At 67.1% G+C, this 14,322-nt stretch carries 16 protein-coding genes; 8 read left to right on the forward strand and 8 right to left on the reverse strand.

What is annotated here, in order from left to right; genetic code table 11:
* Positions 1-7: 7 nt before the first annotated feature.
* Positions 8-742 (reverse strand): ribonuclease III, encoded by a 735-nt coding sequence (rnc, locus tag NBRGI_RS22905; RefSeq protein WP_029899301.1) that lies wholly within the window; start codon positions 740-742, stop codon positions 8-10.
* Positions 743-1,131: 389 nt separating this feature from the next.
* Between rnc and NBRGI_RS22910 the strand changes: the two genes are divergently transcribed.
* Together NBRGI_RS22910 and NBRGI_RS22915 are read left to right on the forward strand one after the other, a co-directional pair.
* The gene (locus tag NBRGI_RS22910) at positions 1,132-1,395 is read left to right on the forward strand and encodes a hypothetical protein (protein WP_148310912.1); all 264 of its coding nucleotides are present in this window, start codon (positions 1,132-1,134) and stop codon (positions 1,393-1,395) included.
* Between the two features lie 468 nt (positions 1,396-1,863).
* Positions 1,864-2,442, forward strand: coding sequence for a TIGR03086 family metal-binding protein (locus NBRGI_RS22915; RefSeq protein WP_029899303.1), 579 nt, complete (start codon positions 1,864-1,866; stop codon positions 2,440-2,442).
* A gap of 12 nt (positions 2,443-2,454) precedes the next feature.
* Here NBRGI_RS22915 and NBRGI_RS49670 read toward each other — a convergent pair whose 3' ends face one another.
* Positions 2,455-2,583, reverse strand: coding sequence for a hypothetical protein (locus NBRGI_RS49670; RefSeq protein WP_267466991.1), 129 nt, complete (start codon positions 2,581-2,583; stop codon positions 2,455-2,457).
* A gap of 210 nt (positions 2,584-2,793) precedes the next feature.
* Complete coding sequence (locus tag NBRGI_RS22925; protein WP_029899305.1) at positions 2,794-3,372, reverse strand: GyrI-like domain-containing protein; 579 nt, start codon at positions 3,370-3,372, stop codon at positions 2,794-2,796.
* Between the two features lie 103 nt (positions 3,373-3,475).
* Here NBRGI_RS22925 and NBRGI_RS22930 point away from each other — a divergent pair, with 103 nt between their 5' ends.
* Entirely contained in the window at positions 3,476-4,378 is a 903-nt protein-coding gene (locus NBRGI_RS22930; RefSeq protein ID WP_029899306.1) for a serine hydrolase, read from the forward strand.
* Here the strand turns inward: NBRGI_RS22930 and NBRGI_RS22935 are convergent.
* Positions 4,330-5,280, reverse strand: a complete 951-nt coding sequence (locus tag NBRGI_RS22935) for a LysR substrate-binding domain-containing protein (protein ID WP_029899307.1) — start codon at positions 5,278-5,280, stop codon at positions 4,330-4,332. The two genes, NBRGI_RS22930 and NBRGI_RS22935, sit on opposite strands and share 49 nt — an antisense overlap.
* 83 nt (positions 5,281-5,363) lie before the next feature.
* Between NBRGI_RS22935 and NBRGI_RS22940 the strand changes: the two genes are divergently transcribed.
* Positions 5,364-6,344 (forward strand): MBL fold metallo-hydrolase, encoded by a 981-nt coding sequence (locus tag NBRGI_RS22940; protein ID WP_029899308.1) that lies wholly within the window; start codon positions 5,364-5,366, stop codon positions 6,342-6,344.
* Positions 6,345-6,355: 11 nt separating this feature from the next.
* On the opposite strand, the gene NBRGI_RS22945 is transcribed toward NBRGI_RS22940, so the two are convergent.
* The 3 genes from NBRGI_RS22945 to NBRGI_RS22955 all read right to left on the reverse strand — a co-directional run bounded on the left by NBRGI_RS22945 (position 6,356) and on the right by NBRGI_RS22955 (position 8,145).
* Positions 6,356-6,610, reverse strand: a complete 255-nt coding sequence (locus NBRGI_RS22945; protein WP_148310913.1) for a hypothetical protein — start codon at positions 6,608-6,610, stop codon at positions 6,356-6,358.
* Positions 6,611-6,811: 201 nt separating this feature from the next.
* Complete coding sequence (locus NBRGI_RS22950) at positions 6,812-7,168, reverse strand: darcynin family protein (RefSeq protein ID WP_029899310.1); 357 nt, start codon at positions 7,166-7,168, stop codon at positions 6,812-6,814.
* Positions 7,169-7,305: 137 nt separating this feature from the next.
* Positions 7,306-8,145 carry an NAD(P)H-binding protein gene (locus NBRGI_RS22955; RefSeq protein ID WP_029899311.1) on the reverse strand — a complete coding sequence of 280 codons (840 nt, stop codon included), beginning with the start codon at positions 8,143-8,145 and terminating at the stop codon, positions 7,306-7,308.
* A 142-nt stretch (positions 8,146-8,287) separates the two neighbouring features.
* Between NBRGI_RS22955 and NBRGI_RS22960 the strand changes: the two genes are divergently transcribed.
* The 4 genes from NBRGI_RS22960 to NBRGI_RS22980 all read left to right on the forward strand — a co-directional run bounded on the left by NBRGI_RS22960 (position 8,288) and on the right by NBRGI_RS22980 (position 12,538).
* On the forward strand, positions 8,288-8,728 hold the full coding sequence (locus NBRGI_RS22960) for a MarR family winged helix-turn-helix transcriptional regulator (RefSeq protein WP_235211076.1): 441 nt from the start codon (positions 8,288-8,290) through the stop codon (positions 8,726-8,728).
* A 276-nt stretch (positions 8,729-9,004) separates the two neighbouring features.
* Positions 9,005-9,244: a helix-turn-helix domain-containing protein gene (locus NBRGI_RS22970; RefSeq protein ID WP_029899313.1), complete on the forward strand. Its 240-nt coding sequence runs from the start codon at positions 9,005-9,007 to the stop codon at positions 9,242-9,244.
* The gene (locus tag NBRGI_RS22975; RefSeq protein WP_029899314.1) at positions 9,237-10,466 is read left to right on the forward strand and encodes a type II toxin-antitoxin system HipA family toxin; all 1,230 of its coding nucleotides are present in this window, start codon (positions 9,237-9,239) and stop codon (positions 10,464-10,466) included. The genes NBRGI_RS22970 and NBRGI_RS22975 overlap by 8 nt, the downstream gene beginning before the upstream one ends.
* A gap of 32 nt (positions 10,467-10,498) precedes the next feature.
* On the forward strand, positions 10,499-12,538 hold the full coding sequence (locus NBRGI_RS22980) for a thioredoxin domain-containing protein (protein ID WP_029899315.1): 2,040 nt from the start codon (positions 10,499-10,501) through the stop codon (positions 12,536-12,538).
* A gap of 80 nt (positions 12,539-12,618) precedes the next feature.
* Here the strand turns inward: NBRGI_RS22980 and NBRGI_RS22985 are convergent, their stop codons facing one another.
* Positions 12,619-14,259 carry an adenylate/guanylate cyclase domain-containing protein gene (locus tag NBRGI_RS22985; protein WP_029899316.1) on the reverse strand — a complete coding sequence of 547 codons (1,641 nt, stop codon included), beginning with the start codon at positions 14,257-14,259 and terminating at the stop codon, positions 12,619-12,621.
* Between the last annotated feature and the right edge of the window lie 63 nt (positions 14,260-14,322).

Genomic DNA, 14,322 nt, shown 5'->3' on the forward strand with positions numbered 1-14,322 from the left:
GGGCCGGTCAGCTCGGCTTCTGGGTGAGCGCGGTGTAGGCGGCGGCGGCCGCGTTCTGCTCGGCTTCCTTCTTCGAGCGTCCGACGCCCTTACCGTAGGCGAGGCCGCCGACCACCGCGGTGGCGGTGAATTCCTTGTCGTGGTCGGGTCCGGTCGAGGTGATCTCGTAGCTGGGCACGCCGAGACCGTGTTCGGCGGTGTGCTCCTGCAGGCTGGTCTTCCAGTCCAGTCCCGCCCCCATCTTGGCGGCCCGTTCGAGCAGATCGTCGAACAGCCGCAGCACCACCGTGCGCGCGACGTCGATCCCGTGCTGCAGGTGTACCGCGCCGAGCAGCGATTCCATGCCGTCGGCCAGGATGCTGGTCTTGTCGCGGCCGCCGGTCAGTTCCTCGCCCTTGCCGAGCAGCAGGTGCGGTCCGAGACCGGCCGGGCCCAGGCTGCGCGCGACCTCGGCGCAGGCGTGCATGTTGACGACCCGGGACCGGATCTTTGCCAGATCGCCCTCCGACCGCTGCGGATGCCGCAGGTACAGGCTCTCGGTGACGCTGAGCCCGAGGACCGAGTCGCCGAGGAACTCCAGTCGCTCGTTGGTCGGCATCCCGCCGTTCTCGTAGGCGTAGGAGCGGTGGGTCAGGGCCAGGGTGAGCAGGTCGTCGTCGATCGGAACGCCGAGGGCCGCAAGCAGATCCGCGTGTAAGTCGGGGTCCGGGCCGGGCTGCTCGGTGGCGCGGTGGTCGGTCATGCGGCCCACCCCGGTCCGGTCTGCCGCAGCGCCTGGCACGGCGGCAGGCCGAGCCGGCGCGAGCCCGCGAAGCGGGGTATCGCGACGGCACCTGCGCCGGTTCGGGTTCTAGACGATCGCACGGCCGACCTTCCTGATAGCACACCGGTACTGCGCTGCACCGACGTGAGTTTACCCACCGGTGCGGATCGCGAATACGCTGTGGAAATCCGGGTCATCGCAGGCCGCGCTGGTTATGTGAGCTGGCTCACAATACCGTGGACATCCCGGCTGGGTATCCACCGCCGTCGTCGTGATCGAAAGGGTAAGTGGGGGAAGGTAAATGACCGATACACTGGCTCGGCGTGCGATCCGCGCCGCGTCCGTTCGAGGTCATGGGGGTGGCGACTATGAGTACCGCAGTGGCGCCGATCTGCTTGTGCGTGGTCGGCGGTGCCGACGGGTATCAGGCCTCGGCCGTGGGTCGGGGGTTCGTCGGATTCCTCAGCTTCACCGGTCCGGGTATCGACCGCGACCTCTCCTCGTCGGCGACCGAGGCGGATCCGAGTTGGATCGTGCACGGGATCGGGCGGGGCCGGGTGTGTGTCGTGGCTTATCAAAAGGACGGCCGCGGCTTCAATCACATTGCCGTGGAGTGCTGGAACGTCGATTGACCGGGCGGTCGAATCCTTCCCGCGCCGAAATCTTTTACTAATCCTTGACTTTGCGGACCGGTACTGGCGGAAATCGGCTGTCCAGTCGAAGAACCGGCAATGTGCGGTGTGTGACATCGACATGAATTGAATCGCCGTAGCAGGTTTCGATAACCGCGTGCCGGGGTATGAAATCTCGTCGGCCCCAGTGGGAGCGATTGTCGCCTCCGCTCGGGTGCGTAGCGCACTCTACGGTGGTAACAGTAGTGGCTCAACAGTTTTCAGATATGGCAAAGCACGTTGCGTGTGCACCTGAGGCATTGCACACTGTAGCGAGTTGTATTCGGCGCGCACATCCGCTTTTCCCGTCGGCCATCGAGAAGCACACTGCTGGCAACCTATTCAGGCGAGAGCAGCTTTCGCAACGGCCTCCGCATTTTGCCCGCCTGTGTTACCAATTCAGCCAGACCGCTCGACCGAAGGAAGCTCATGGACAACGTGATCGGACAGATCGACCGTGCACTCGAGGCGACGAGCGTCGTCGTCGCCGTCTTGGACGACAGCGCTCTGGCCGCGCCGACACCTTGTCGGGAATGGGACGTGCGCACCGTGTTGAACCACATAGTGGGCGGTATGCACGTCTACGCGGCGGCGTTGAGCGGCACGGATTCGGGCGCCGATCATGAATCCGATTGGCTCGGCGGGGATCCGCAGGGCGCCTACGCCGCAGCGGCGGAGGTGGACCGCGCGGCCTGGCACCGGCCCGACGCGCTCGATTACAAGGTGCGCACGCCGTTGGGGACGGTGCCGGGGTCTACGGCGGCGCTGGTGCATCTCACCGAACTCGTGGTGCACGGGGTGGATATCGCGGTCGCCATCGATCGGTCCGATCTCGCCGATGACGAGCTCTGCGGCGAACTCCTCGCCATCATGCAGAGCCGGGGCGGCATCGACACGTTCCGGGTGCCCGGGGTCTTCGGCGCCGAGGTCGCGGTCGAGGACGGGGCGTCCGCGCATCGCAGGCTGCTCGGCTACGTCGGCCGAGAGGTGCTGGCGCGGACGCCCTAGACCGGGGCGCGGCTACCGCATCCGCACCACGGTCGACGCGGCGAGCAGCAACAGTTCGCGGGAAGCCTCGCGCTGGTAGGTGAGGCGGCCGCCGTGGTTGCGGTGCAGTGCGTGATGTTCGGCGTGGGTGTCCGAGGTCACGGCGCCGATATTTCGGACTGCGTCGTCGTTCGGACGTGTGCTGCTGAATATGCGCATGGCAATTCTGCCCTTTCCGGCGGAGAAGCAGGGTCGACTGATTTCACTCGCGCCCAAGGTATTTCGGGCACGCAAAAGGCGAACGTCGATCAATCGTCGCCCGCGCGCTGAGCGCTCTGCGCACTGTATCCGGCCGAATTCGACCGGCGCATCTTATTTTTCGGCGTGCGCGTCCCGTGAGATCGGCCGAACCGGGTGGCGCAGGATGGTCCTGGTCTTCGCGCCGGTCGAGCGGCGCGGATCGGTGAGATAGATCTCATGGTGGCGGCCGTTCATCGTGAGTCCTTCGTGCTGCATGAACGCTGCCATGCGCGCCAAGGTCTCCGGTTCGGTCGCGTACGGACCGATGTGCAATGCCTGAATGGCGTCGCCTTCACTGAATTGTTCGAACGTCGCACCGGTCACCAGCTCTGGGGTGACGAACTCCGGCAGCCGAATCATCAACTTCCAATGCCATTGTTCGCGGGGGACCGTCAAGGGGGGTTCATCGGATTCGACCCACCAGAGTCCTTCCAGTTTCGACACCACGAAGTCCTGGTCGGCGGACTTGGCGGCCTTCTTGGCGCCGTACGCGGCGCGGTAGAGCGTTTCGAGCGCGGCGGTGTACTCCGGGCCTTCCGGAGCACCCGAACCGGTGACGGTGACATACCCGTAGCTGCCGAAAGTGCGCCGGACCGGGTCGATCGGGGCACCGTAGTAGTGCTTGTCGGTCTTGGCCAGGTCGATCTTCATCGGGTCCTCCTGTCGGGTACGTGGACGAAAGGCCAGCCTCGATGCTCCAGTGACTGGAGAGTCAAGCACGGCGGGGACGACGCCGTATGGCAGCTTGGCAGGCGTGCGGGAGATCTTTCGGAAGGCCGGCGTGCGGGGATGGGTACACGCCCGGTGTTTCGGGTGTGCGGGCGAGCACGGGCTCGAAGCCGACGAGCCGGTGGTGCTCGCCTCGGTGGTGAAGGTGCCACTGGTGCTGGAGTTCGCCCGGCAGGTCGCGGCGGGTCAGCTCGACCCGGCCGATCGCGTGCGGGTGCGGGCGGCGGATCGGCTCGGTGGGGTGGGAACGGCGGGCTGTTTCGACGATGTCGAGTTGAGCCTGCGCGATGCCGCATTCTTCGCCCTGACGCTCAGCGACAACACCGCCGCCGATCTGCTCTTCGATCGGGTCGGACTGGACAATGTCCGTTCGCTGGTCCGGGAGCTCGGGCTGACCGGGACCCGAATCGTGGGCGCGCCAAGGGATATCGTGCAGAGCATGGCCGACGATCTCGGCGCGCGTGACCCGGCCGAATTCGCCGCGCGCTTTTCCACCCTCGGCGCCGCGGCGGTGCTGCACAGCCGGGCACTCGATCCCCGGCGCACCACGGCGAGCACGCCGCGGGAGATGACCCGCCTGCTCACCCTCATCGGTCAGGATCTCGCAGGACCGGCGCAGGCCTGCGGGTGGGTGCGAGATGTCATGCGCGAACAGGTGAATTGGTATCGGCTCGCCGCGGCGTTCCCGCCCGAGGCGCAGATCTGGGCCAAGACCGGCACGTTGCCCGGGGTGCGCAACGAGATCGGCGTGATCGAGTACCCCGACGGAAGCCGTTATGCCGTAGCGGTATTCACCAGAACCGAATCCCTGGCCCAGCGGCTGCCCGAGGTGGATCGCGCGATCGGCGCCGCGGCGGTGGCGGCGATCGACGGCATCGTTCACGGCTTGCCGTACACCACATCCCACGGACGTTGCGGCGGATCCTGAGCGCCCGCGGGCCGGGAAGCGCCGTCGCCCTGCACCACTCGCACCACCAGTTCGGCGAGCTCGGGCACCAGCGGATGCGGCGCGGCGGCCGGCCAAGCCAGCGACAGTCGCCAGCTCAGCGTGCCGGGCGAAAGCGGCCGCCACACCACCCGCGGTTCCTTCTGCGCGATCATGCCCTGGTCGAACGCCACGCCACGGCCGGAAAGCACCATACCGAGCACGAATTCGGGATTGCGGGCGTGCTGCACCCCGGCCGGTCGGAAGCCGTGCTCCCAGCAGGTTCGTAACGTCGTGTCGTAGAGTCCGGGCGCGGCCGCCCTGGGAAAGATCACCAGGCCGAGGCCCGCGAGATCGGCCAGGGTCAGTGAAGTGCGCACGGCCAGCGGCGAATCCCGGGGGAGCACCACGCCGAGCGGGGTGTCCACGGCGGGTCCGAGTTCGAGTCCGATCGCGTCCACCGGATGTTGCAGCAGCCCCGCGTCGAGTTGCCGGTCACCGAGCAGACGGACCTGTTCCGCGGTGGTGTGTTCTTGCAGATCGACTCGTACATCGTGGTTTTCGAACGCGGTGAGCAGCGCGGCGAGCACGCGCCCGGCCAGTTCGGGTGGCACGCCGACGCGGATCGCGTCCATCTCGCCGCGATGCGCCTTGCCGACCAGCGCGGTGGTCCGCTCCCAGCGCGCCAGCAGGTCCCGCGATTCCGCGAGCAGGATCTGACCGGCCTCGGTGAGTTCGACGCGGCGACTGTCCCGGTCGAACAGGCGTGCGCCGAGGTCGCTTTCGAGCTTGCGGATGCGCTGGCTCAGCGGCGGCTGGGCGATGCCGAGGCGCTCGGCGGCCCGGCCGAAATGTAATTCTTCGGCCACGGCGATGAAATAGCGTAGCTGGCGCAGTGGGTCCACGCTGCGACGATATCGCTTTCGATATCGCCGGGCCGCGCGCGCGGTCTTGGACAGCGGGATCGGGCATGTGCTGTGGTACCGGCATGACAGGTTTCGGACGGCGAGAATTCTTCGGTGTGACGGCGGGCGCGGCGGTGCTTGCGGGCGTAGTGGCATGTGGCGGAACGGAATCCGGGCAACCGGCGGTGGCATCCGGTGCGCCGGCTCCCGGCGCGGTGACGCTGCGGTGGTGGGGCAACAACGGATGGGAGATCCGGCTGCCCGGCGGCAAGACGGTGCTGATCGATCCCTGGCTGACCAGGTTCCATACCGGAACCTATACCGAAGCGGGTGCCGACCCGGAGACTCCGATCACCGTCGACACCGCGCTGATCGACCGCTACGTGGACAGCGGTGAGCTGCGCGCCGACCACATCCTGGTCACCCACGGGCACTACGACCACCTCACCGACGTGCCCTATCTGGCCAGAAAGACCGGCGCGACGGTGCTCGGCACCGAGACCCATCTCAATTTGATGGCCGCGCTCGGCGCGCCGGAAGACCAGCTCGCCATTGCCACCGGTGGCGAGTACCTGCGCTTCGACGGCTACACCATCCGGGTGCTGCGGTCGCTGCATTCCGCGTCCGGGGCCAGGGCCGAGGTCGCGTTCGCGGGCACCCGACCGGGCCTCGGCGCAGGAAAGCTGCCGGAGCCCAAGGTGATTCGCGATCTGGTCGAAGGCGGCACGCTCGCCTACGAGGTGGCCGGCGGCGGCGTGCGCGTCCTGAACTTCGGCGGCTCCAACTACATCGAATCCGAACTCTCGGGGCTGCGCCCCGACGTCCTGCTGCTCCCCGCGGGCGGCGGCAAGATCGCCGACTACGTCGCCCGCCTCCTCCAGGTCACCGGCAACCCCCGCTACGTCCTGCCCACGCACTGGGACGATTTCGACCATCCGCTCACCGCGCCGGCCCGCGACTGGGGCGGCCTCGACGCCCTTCGCAAAGCGGTCACCCAGGCCAGTCCCGCCAGCAAGTTCGTCCAGCTCGACCACCTCCAGACCTTCAGCGTGCCGCAGGTGTGACGCGGCCCCGATCACTCGGTGCTGCGCCGTAGATCGCGAACGCTCACCGCGATCACCGCTCGGGCCAGCGCGCGTAGATCGTCGGCGATGGAATCCGGTTCGACGGCGCCTTCGAATCCTTCCAGGATCGCGCCGTCCGGCCAGCGCACTTCGTATCGGTACCAGCACCACCGCTCACTGGGGTGGTAGGGCAGGTCGAGTTCCAGTCGCACGGCCATTTCCTTCAGCGCCGCCGACACTTCCGCGGCCCACCCCGCGTTCGCCACCTGCCACCACACCGGACTGTGTCGATCGCCCTCGAAGATCTCGACCCGATACGTAAACAGACTGCCCCCTCACCGAACGCGGTCAACTGAAACACCCTGCCAGACCGCATCCCCGAGCTACCGCGAAACCGGCATCGAGCACAGCAAATTCGTTCGTACGCACTACTGTCCTGCCCCTGCGTCGACCGGATGGTGGCCTGACTATGTGCTGACGGTAGCGAAGGTTTCGAGGTCGTAGTTCTCGGCGTAGCCGTTCTCGACGCCTACCAGGAGGTCGACGATCTCGAAATAGCGGTCCCAGAAGGGGGTTTCGCGAAGGGCCTCGATCAGGAGTTGGTAGCACTCGTGGCTGTCGGCCTCCCACATCCAGACGTCGGTGACGCGGGTGGAGTAGAACTCGGTGTCGAAGAAGCGGGAGCGGACGCCCTTCGTCCTTTCGTTGATGGCGGGCAGGATTTCGGTTTCGAAGGCGGCGACACGCTGCGCAACGGTCAGCGCCAGCCATTCCGGGGTGGTCTTCACCAGCATGAACGCGGTGACGGAGGTGGTCGTACTCATGGGAATTCCCTTCTGTTGCCGCCCGATCGATGGTCGTCGGGCGGTCGGACAGTGACATGACCATGAGGTTAGGAATCCGGCACTACTGCGTGCCACGCAAGTTTTGCAAGTCCGTTTTGCGCTCTGTGCAAGTCGCTTCAGTGGCGGAAAGCGGCGGCATGATCGGCGGCCCAGGTCGAAAAGTCGAGGGCCGGGCGGCCCAGTAGTTCTTCGACGGTGTCGGTGGTGGGGCCGGGGACGCGGGCGTAGTCCGCGAGCGAACCGAGCAACCGGGCGGGGATCTCCTCGGGTAGGCCCTGTGCCCTCATCGCGGCACGCACCTGTTCAGGCGTCAGTTCGAGGAACGACAGGTCGCGCCCGATGGCGTCGCCGAGCAGGCGGGCCTTGTCGTACTGGGTCAGCGACTGTGGACCGGTCAGCACATAGTGGCGGCCGGCATGTTCCCCGCTCGTCAGCGCGCGGACGGCGACGGCGGCGATATCGCGTTCGTGGATCGGCGAAGTGGCGGCTATGCCGTAGGCGCCGCGCACCACGTCCCCGCCGCGCAGTTGCGGTATCCAGGCGAGAGCGTTGGCGTCGAAGTCGGCGCAGCGCAGAGAAGTCCACGCCAGACCCGAGGCTTCGGCGGCGGCCTCCAGTGCGCGGAACCCCGCGATGAATCGGGGTTCGCCGGCGGGGTACTCGACGGTGGCCGCCGAGACGACCACTACCCGGCGGGCGCCGTACTCGGCTGCGGTGGAAAGGATTTCAGGCGCGGTGGCGACGGCCGCGCGCGAGCTGAGCAGCACCGCCTCGACGCCGCTCCACGCATCGCGGGGTATGGCGGGCACCGACGGATCGCCCTGCACCACGGTGGTTCCCGGTGGTAGCGGTGCGGCGGCGTCGCGGGTGACGGCGGTGACTTTCGCGCCGGACTCGTGCAATTGGGTGACTACTTCCCGGCCCACCGTTCCGGTGGCGCCGATGACGACGATCATGATCGACCTTCTTCGTTCCTGGTCGGCCGCTACCACGGCCTCCAACGGGTGTCGTAAAATATGAAAGTCATATTATTTGATATGAGCTGGAGATGATATGAGTTCCGTAGTAAATGGCGGTGATCCTCGTCACCGTCGACGGGTGACGGCCCGGATCAAGGGCTCGTTGCGTGCGGTGCGCAGCCAGTTGGCCCTGCTCAACCGGCAGATCGGGGCCCGTCTGGAACTCAAGGAGGTCGACTTCGACTGCCTGGACCTGATCAACGGTCACGGCCCGCTGAGCCCCAGCGCGCTCGCGAAACACGCCGGCGTGCACCCCGCCACGCTCACCGGTGTCCTCGACCGCCTGGAGCGGGCGGGCTGGATCGTGCGCGAACGCGCCAGTGACGACCGCCGCGCGGTCGTCGTCCGCTCCCTCCCCGACCGGCTCGGCGAGATGTACGACCTGCTGTCCGGAATGAACACCGCCGTCGACGAACTCTGCGCCGACTACACCCCGGAACAGCTCGACCTACTAGCCGAATTCCTCGACCGTGTCACCGCCGCCGGGCGCACCGCCACCGACGAGCTCGCCAAGGATTGACGCGGTCGACCCGCGACGGCTTTCGATCGATGGGGTCTGAACTCCCGTCAGTCATCGGGATATCTGGTCTCGCCCGAACCTGCACGCCAAGCGGGTTCTCGATGTCAGCCCGCAAGGGGCTGTGCTCGCGGGCTGCTTCCTCCGTGTTCACCATCTCGTTCTGCTGCGAAGCGGGTCGGCCAAGTATCGCGACGACTACTTTTTTGTATTCAAGATGGGTGACTACAAAAAGGTAGTCGGGTAGTCTGACTACTAAATCGTAGTCGAGGAGGGCTTGTGGGGTACGCGGGCAAGGTGACGAGTGCGGAATCGCTAGGCCGAATTCTCCAGCAGGCGCGTTTGCTCAGCGGGTTGAGTCAGCGCGAGCTTGCTGAGCGTCTCGGCACAACCCAGCGTTACATCTGGGAGATCGAGGCGGGCAAGCCATCGATCTACACCGAACGGTTGTTCGCGATGATGCGGGAGACGGGGATGGAACTCACCGCCACCATCGAGCCTGAGAAGCGCCATGGGTGATCTCGTAGTCGAGTTGTATGGCACTCGTGTCGGAAGGGCTACCGGTACGTGGCGCAACTTTGATTTCCTTGCCGAACCGGAGGCGATCGCCAGGTTCGGGCTCGACAGTTCGATCTTGTCCATATCCATTCCCTTGGCAGCAGTCGCAACTCGCGCCGGCAAGGCCCGTCGCCAGAACTATTTTCGGGAGCTTCTTCCTGAGGGACGTATGCGGACTCGGATGGCGAGGGAGGCCGACCTGGCCGAGCAGGATGTCATCGGATTGCTACGGCGCTACGGACGTGATGTTGCTGGTGCCCTGCAGATATGGGATCCAGAAGTTCCCGGTGAGCCGAAGGATCCGGGGCTGGAGCCACTCACGGCGGCGGGGGTCGCGCACATGCTCACCAACGTGCAGGACAACCCTCTGGGCAATAAACCGATCGGTGGCAAGACATCTCTGGCGGGCGTCCAGGACAAGATCGTGCTCGCTCATACCGCCGACGGCTGGAACCGAGTGATCGACGGCTATCCGTCGACGCACATCCTCAAGCCGGAATCGCGAGATCATCCGACCGTCATCTATGACGAGGAGTACGGTTCACGGTTTGCTCGCGCGGCGGGTTTGGCGGAGTTCGATACTTGGATCGAGGAATTCGACGGCACGCCTGCCGTCGTGATCGAGCGGTACGACCGGTCGACTGATTCGGAGATCGTACGGATTCACCAGGAAGACTTCAATCAGGTGCTGGGTGCCAGCGGGGATCAGAAGTATCAGAAGTTCGGTGGGCGCGTTGATTTGGCGCGCATCGCTGGCGTCTTGCGGGATATCGCCGATCGTTCCTCCCTGGAACGGTTGCTGCGAATGGTGACGTTAGCGGTTGCCGTTGGCAACCTGGATATGCACGCAAAGAACATCTCCCTGCTGCATCGCCCTGACGGGTCGGCGACACTGGCCCCGGCCTACGACATCGTCCCGCAGGTGCATCAGTCCAATGACGGAGAAATGGCCCTCGCGGTCGATCGTGAGTACCGTCATCGGGCGATTACTCGCGCACATCTCGTTGCGGAGGGGCTCTCTTGGCGGTTGCCCGACGCCGAACGGATCGTCGATGACATGCTCGCCACGGTGACCGAGGTCGCGTCAACTGAATCACCGCACCCGGCGGCACACCCGAACCTGGCAGCCGACATCGCTCGGTTCACTGCCAATCTGGCAGCTGGGCGCGCGGCGGGCGACTGATCACGCCCGGCGGATTGTGGCACGGTGGAGGGATGAATCGGCTCGGGAACGCGACCTCTCCGTACCTGCGACAGCATGCCGGGAATCCGGTGCATTGGCGGGAGTGGGATGCCGCTGCCTTGGCGGAGGCGGCGGAACGGGACGTGCCGATTCTGTTGTCGGTGGGGTACGCGAGCTGTCACTGGTGTCATGTGATGGCGCACGAGTCGTTCGAGGATGCGGCGACGGCGGAGTTGATGAACGCCAACTTCGTGTGCGTGAAGGTGGATCGGGAGGAGCGGCCCGATCTGGACGCGGTGTACATGAATGCGACGGTCGCGATGACCGGGCAGGGTGGGTGGCCGATGACGTGCTTCCTGACCCCGGCGGGGGAGCCGTTCTACTGCGGGACGTACTACCCGAAGGTGCCGCGCGGTGGGATGCCGTCGTTCACGCAGCTGCTCACGGCGATCACGGATACCTGGCAGCATCGGCGTGACGAGGTGGATCAGGCTTCGGCGCAGGTGACCGAGGCCCTGCAGGCGCAGGCCGCGGGACTGCCGGACTCCGAGTTCACGATCGCGCCGGAACTGCTCGACCACGCGGTGGCGGCGGTGCTGCGGGACGAGGACCCGAAACACGGCGGATTCGGTGGGGCGCCGAAGTTTCCGCCGTCGGCACTGTTGGAAGGCCTGCTGCGCAGCTGGGAGCGATCAGGCGACCCGGCGGTGCACGCGGTGGTCGTTCGCACCGCCGACGCGATGGCGCGGGGCGGCATCTACGACCAGCTGCGTGGTGGTTTCGCTCGGTATTCCGTCGACGCCGCCTGGGTGATCCCGCATTTCGAGAAGATGCTGTACGACAACGCGCAATTGCTGCGCGCCTACGCGCATTTGGCGCGCCGGGAGCAGCCGGCATCGTTGGCGCATCGGGTCACGCGGGAGACGGTGCAGTTCCTGCTCGACGATCTCGGCACCGAGCACGGTGGTTTCGCCTCCGCACTGGACGCGGACACGCATGTGGAACCTGGTAAGCCAGGTGTCGAGGGCGCCACCTATGTCTGGACGCCCGCCGAATTGATGGGCGAACTCGGTCCCGACGACGGTGCTTGGGCCGCAGCCTTTTTCGGAGTGTCCACGGCCGGGAACTTCGAGCAGGGCACCTCGGTGCTCACTCGGTACACCGAACCCGAAGCGGCGGAACATGATCGGCTCGAACGGGTCCGGGCGACCCTGCGCAAGGTCCGCGACGGACGACCCCAGCCGGACCGCGACGACAAGGTGGTCACCGCCTGGAACGGCATGGCGATCACCGCGCTGGCCGAAGCGGGCGCCGCGTTCGGCGCGGGCGAATGGGTGGCGGCCGCTGCCCGCTGTGCTCGATTCCTGTTGTCCGAGCACGTGCTAGACGGACGGGTGCGCCGAGCGTCGTTGCACGGTGTGGCGGGTGCGTCGCCCGGCGTGCTCGAGGATTACGCGTGGCTCGTGACCGGGCTGCTCGCACTGCATCAGGCCACCGGCGAGCTGGATTGGCTCCAGCACGCGCAACGTCTGCTGGACACCGCGATTCAGCATTTCGCCGACCCCGCGACCCCCGGCAGCTGGTTCGATACCGCCGACGATGCGGAAACCTTGGTCACCCGCCCGCGCGATCCGATCGACGGTGCGACCCCGGCCGGCGCCTCGTCCCTCGCCGAAGCCCTGCTCACAGCCGCCGCCACCAGCGAACCCGACCTGGCCATCCCGTACCGCGAACTGGCCGAGCAGACCTTGCAGCGCGGCGCGGTCGTACTGGCGCGCGCCCCTCGCTCGGCGGGGCAGTGGCTCACGGTCGCCGAGGCCGCGCTACAGGGCCCGCTGCAAGTCGCCATCGCCGCCGAGTCGCCCAGCGCCCCAGCCGAACTGCTCGCCGCGGCCCGCGCCGCGGCACCGGGCGGGGCGATCATCCTCGCCGCCGCCCCGGACGCCGTCCCGCTCCTCGCCGACCGCCCCCTGCTCGACGGCGCACCCGCCGCCTACGTATGCCGCGGCTCGGTGTGCGACCTCCCGGTGGGCACCGCCGACGAACTGCGCGCCGCTCTTCACCTTAAGTAGCGGCCGGGAAGCGCGGGCCGTGGTCCGCGCAGCGGCCACACCCGCCAGGGCATTTCGGTGTCCGGTTCGAACCCACCGGGTCACTCGGGTTCCGCTGTGGCGCTGCGGGCTTCGACTACTGGGCTGCGTTTGATGAGGGGGTCGGCGATGGTGCTGCCGTCGATCACGGATTCGGCGGCGGGGGCGAGCGGGCTCGGGCGGGCGCCGGTGCGCCGGTCGTTGTCGGTCCAGCAGGCGGTCGGGGTGTGCATGCCGCGGAGCAGGATGGTTTCGTAGTGCACCCATTTGGTGCGTTCGTGCGAGGCCGCGGCGGCGATGACCGCACCGCTCACCAGGATTCGGCGCGGCACCTCTTTGGCCTCGGTGGTGAGGCGTGCGGCCTCGTTCACGGCATCGCCGATGACGGTGTATTCCAGGCGGGTGTCGGAGCCGACGTTGCCCGCGAAGACCGGTCCGCGCGCCACGCCGATGCCGATATCGAGTTCCCCCGCGGCGAGCACCTCGTCCCGGATCCGGCGGGCGGCACGCAGCGCGGGAGTCGCGTTGTCACGCAGCTCGATCGGGGCGCCGAAGATGCACAGCGCCGCGTCGCCTTCGAACTTGTTGACCAGCCCGTTGTTCTCCTCGGTGGCCGCGACCACGGTGGCGAGCAGCCGGTTCAGCTTGGCCACGAACTCCTCCGGGGGCAGTCCGGTGGACAGCTCGACCGAGCCGGTCACGTCGACGAACAGCGCGGTCACCTGCCGCACGTCACCGGTCAGGTCGACACCGCCGGCCAGTGCCCGTTCGGCCACTTCGTTGCCGACGTGCCTGCCGAACAGGTCGCGCATCCGCTGCCGCTCGGACAGATTCGCGGCGAGTTCGTTGACCGAGTTCTCCAGCCGCCCGATCTCGCTGGTGCTGCCGACCGGAACCCGCACGCCGAGATCGCCTTTGGTGATCCGATCCAGCGCCCGGCGCAGCGTGCGCATCGGCGAGGCGACGGCGCGGGCCAGGAAGGCGGTGGCGATCGCGCCGACGGTCAGGCCGACGATGGAGAGGTAGATGGCGGTGCGGATGCGGTCGGTCGGGGCGGCCGCCGGGTTGGCCAGGACCACGATCAGCATCAGCAGCGGCAGCGCGCCGGCCACCGCCCAGCTCACCACCACCCGGACCAGCACGCTCGAACTCCAGTGCATGGTCGGCCCGAGCACCGCGGCGACCACCGGAATGGTGGGCCGGATCAACCGGTCCACGATGAGGAAGGTGAGCCCGACCGATTCGGCCCCACCGAGGGTGAACAGCGCGGCCATCACGGCGGGGTCGTTGTCGGGTGCGAGGTTCATCAGCGTGATCGTGGCGACGATCACGCCGGTGATCCACACCGCGAAGGCCCGGGTGGTGATGATGAGCGGCAGCCGAAGCACCTGTCGCGCCTCGTCCTCGGTCGGCTTGCGCCCCTGGTCGAGCCAGCCGAAATGGGACGAGCGGTCGCGCACCGCGAGCGCGACGCCGGCCACGAATCCGACGGTCGGGTAGATGCCCGCCAGGATGACCGATCGGAGCCAGTTGTCGCCGAGCATGCTGAGCGACCCGCTGAGCCACAGCTCGGTGACGATCACCCCGAGACCGCTGAGGTTGGCGGCGATCACCACCGCAGCCAGCCCGGCGCGTGCCTTCAGCGCCCAGATGACCAGCCGCGCGATCATGCCGTGCACCTCGTTTCCGCTCCGCTGTGCCATCGCTGCGCCGCCATTGTCGTTCCGATGTCGCTGCCGACTTTATTGCCGAATCGGTGAAAACCA

It is taken from the genome of Nocardia brasiliensis IFM 10847 (assembly GCF_000710915.1).
Taxonomy (GTDB): Bacteria; Actinomycetota; Actinomycetes; order Mycobacteriales; family Mycobacteriaceae; genus Nocardia; species Nocardia brasiliensis_A.